The organism is Motilibacter deserti, from assembly GCF_011250635.1.
Taxonomy (GTDB): Bacteria; Actinomycetota; Actinomycetes; order Motilibacterales; family Motilibacteraceae; genus Motilibacter_A; species Motilibacter_A deserti.
The window spans coordinates 1-3,305 of the sequence record NZ_JAANNP010000159.1; the positions used below are offsets into that span (position 1 = coordinate 1).

Below are 3,305 nucleotides of genomic sequence, written 5' to 3' on the forward strand. Positions count from 1 at the left end.
TCGTGACGAGCCAGGGATAGACGCCCGCGGCCCGCGCGCGGGCCACGACGTCCAGGACGAGCGGGTGGCAGTCGCACTCGCCCGCGGGCAGGAGCATCAACACCGCCGGCCGGGCGGCCCGGGCGTCGATCGGCTGGGACCCTAGCGTCCGCAGCTCGACGTCCGGCAGCAGCCCGCCCGCCACGGCGTCCGGGCCGGCGGCGGCAGCCAGCGGGAGCGAGCCGCGCGGAGGCTGCGGAGACAGCAGCAGAGCCGGGGCGCTGAGGGCGAGGATCAGGCCGGCGACCAGGGCGAAGAGCAGCACGGTCCGCGACCGCTGCGCGGCCGGGCCCTGCGGCAGCCACCGGTCACGGCGCTGCTGCCGCAGCTCGCGCAGCCAGGCGCGCCGGTCCGGCTCGAGCTCGCGGGCGTCGTCGGGGATCACGAGCGAGTCCCACGCGCCCAGGCCGTCGCCGCTCCCCGGCCGGGGTGGGAACCGGTCGGGCCAGGTGTCTTCGCCCTCGGGAGGTCGGCTTGCCATCCCATCGAGTGTGCCACCGCGAACGGGACCTCACGCCTCGGCGAGGGGCGCAGAACTTTCCACGGAAGGTGAGAGTTCTCTAACGGTCAGCACACGGCGTTGCCATGGTGGGCAGCTGTCCTGGAGCCAGGCCCGGACGCTCCGCGGCCTGACGAGGAGGAGACCGAATGCCCCGCACCATGACGCGACACGCCCTGCGCCGGTACGCGGTGGCGAGCGCCGTCGTCGCCGCCACGCTCGTCCTGGCCGCGTGCGGTGGCGGCGACGACGCGGACGCGGTCGCCGACGACGCCTTCGCGCCGGTCACTGCGGCCGTGGGCTCGACGCCCGAGCCGGCCAGCCCCGCGCCGAGCAGCCCCGCGCCGAGCAGCCCCGTGCAGCCCAGCCCCGTGCAGGCCAGCCCCGCACCCGCCAGCCCCGCGCCCGGTGCCTCCGCCGCGGCGAGCCCCGCGCCCGCGAGCCCGTCCCCCTCGGGCGCGGGCGACGCCGCGGTCGCTCCGGGCACCGGGACGACCGTGACGCCCGCGCCCGTGCCCGCCCTGGTCGACACCCAGGCCGAGCTGGAGGTCGAGGACCAGCGCGGCGACGGGCGCAGCGTACGCATCGAGCAGGCCCGCACCAGCCGGGGCAGCGGCCACGTCGCCGTCTTCACCGGCACCACGCTGCTCGGCTCGGCCGCCGTCACGTCGGGCAGCCAGCCGGTGAGCATCCCGTTGTCCACGGCCGTCGTCGGGTCGGGCGAGCTCGTCGCCGTGCTCTACGGCGACGACGGCGACGGAACGTTCGACCCCACGGGTGACCCGCTGATCCTCGACGAGGACGGCGAGCGCGAGGACGAGGACTTCGACTACCGCGTCTCCTGACGCCGGTCGAACGGGCGCGGAGAGAGCATGACCGCGTGACGGAGGTACGCCCCCGCCGCGGCCCGGGCCGGCTGCTGCGCTCGACCCGGGCGCGGCTGCTCGCGGTCCAGCTGCTGCTCGTCGTCGTCGCCCTCGGGGGAGCGGTGGGCGCGACGCGCCAGGTCCTGCTGGAGCGCCTGGACGCCCGGATCGACCGCGCGCTCGCGGTGCAGGTGGCCGAGCTGCGCGCGCTGGCGACGGCCGGCACCGACCCGACGACGGGGCGGCCGTTCACCGACGTGCGAGCGCTGCTCGCGGCCAGCCTCGCGCGCACGGTCCCCGGCCCGAACGAGACGGAGCTCGCGCTGGTGGACGGCGTCCCGTCGGCCCGTTCGAGCCGGCAGCCGTTGCTGCGGCTGGACACCGACCCCGCCCTCGTCACCCGCTTCGCCGCCTCCGCCGGCGGCGACGTCGGCGTGGCCGGCACGGCGCGCGGCGAGGTCCGCTACGTCGCCGTCCCCGTGACGGTTCCCGGGGCGCCCGGCCGAGGGACCTTCGTGGCCGCCGTGTTCCGCGACGCCGAGGCGCGCGAGGTGGGTGACGTCGTGCGCGTCCTGCTCGGCGTGGGGCTCGCCGCCCTCGCGGTCTCGGCGGCCGTGGCGTGGGTGCTCGCCGGGCGGCTGCTCCGCCCGGTGCGACTCGTGCGGCGGGCGGCCGCGGAGATCACCGACAGCGACCTGTCGCGCCGCATCCCACTGGCCGGCGCGCAGCACGGCGGGGACGACGTGGCCGAGCTGGCGCGTACCTTCAACCACATGCTCGACCGGCTCGAGGCGGGCTTCGCCGCACAGCGCCGGTTCGTCGACGACGCGGGGCACGAGCTGCGCACGCCGCTCACCGTCGTGAGCGGGCAGCTGGAGCTGATGGGCGACGACCCGGCCGAGCGCGCGGAGACGCTCGAGGTGGTGCACTCCGAGCTCGACCGGATGGCCCGCATCGTGAACGACCTGGAGCTGCTCACGTCCTCCGAGCGGGCCGGGTTCGTCCGTCGGGAGCGGGTCGACGTCGACCTGCTCCTCGAGGAGGTGCTGCTCAAGGCCTCCACGCTGGGCGACCGGGCGTGGGCCGTCGAGGCGCGTCCGGGCGGCGAGGTCGACGGCGACCCGCAGCGGCTCACCCAGGCGCTGCTGCAGCTTGCGGCCAACGCGGTGCAGCACACCGGCCCCGGCGACCCGGTGTGGATCGGGGGCCGGCGCGGCTCCGGGACGGTCGAGCTGTGGGTACGCGACAGCGGGCCCGGCGTGCCGGCCGACGAGCGCGACCGGGTCTTCGAGCGCTTCGCCCGCGGCCGCTCGTCGGCCCGTCGCTCCGACGGCGCGGGGCTGGGCCTCTCCATCGTCCGGGCCATCGCGCGCGCCCACTCCGGAGACGTGTCGCTGCACACGCCGACTGGCGGAGGAGCTGAATTTCGAATCACCCTTCCGGATTCACACAGAGGAGTTCGGTCGTGAGCAGCATCCTGATCGTGGAGGACGAGGCGGGCATCGCGTCGTTCCTCGAGAAGGGGCTGCGCGGCGAGGGCTACACCACCTCGGTCGTGACCGACGGCCCGAGCGCGCTGGCGGCCGCGCTCGGCGGCGAGTTCGACCTGATCGTGCTGGACCTCGGCCTGCCCGTCCTCGACGGGACCAAGGTGCTGCGCAGCCTGCGCGCGGCCGGGTCCGACGTACCCGTGATCGTGCTGACGGCGCGCTCCGGCATCGAGGACGTCGTGGCCGGGCTGGAGGGAGGGGCGGACGACTACGTCGCCAAGCCCTTCCGCTTCCGCGAGCTGTCGGCGCGGATCAAGGTGCAGCTGCGGGCCCGTTCCGGTGGCGGCGACAGCGCGGACCGGCTGGCGCACGGCGGGCTCGTCCTGGACCTGCGCAGCCGGCGGGTGGAGG

At 76.2% G+C, this 3,305-nt stretch carries 3 protein-coding genes and 1 pseudogene; 3 read left to right on the forward strand and 1 reads right to left on the reverse strand.

The features are described 5' to 3' along the window. Positions 1-520: pseudogene (locus G9H71_RS21705) on the reverse strand (hypothetical protein); the annotation flags it as partial. A gap of 167 nt (positions 521-687) precedes the next feature. Here G9H71_RS21705 and G9H71_RS21710 point away from each other — a divergent pair. The 3 genes from G9H71_RS21710 to G9H71_RS21720 form a co-directional block, all read left to right on the forward strand. After that, positions 688-1,383, forward strand: coding sequence for a DUF7282 domain-containing protein (locus G9H71_RS21710; protein ID WP_166284852.1), 696 nt, complete (start codon positions 688-690; stop codon positions 1,381-1,383). A 35-nt stretch (positions 1,384-1,418) separates the two neighbouring features. After that, complete coding sequence (locus G9H71_RS21715) at positions 1,419-2,873, forward strand: sensor histidine kinase (protein ID WP_166284853.1); 1,455 nt, start codon at positions 1,419-1,421, stop codon at positions 2,871-2,873. Continuing rightward, a partial coding sequence (locus G9H71_RS21720) for a response regulator transcription factor (RefSeq protein ID WP_166284854.1) occupies positions 2,870-3,305 on the forward strand: 436 nt, incomplete at its 3' end. The genes G9H71_RS21715 and G9H71_RS21720, both read left to right, overlap by 4 nt.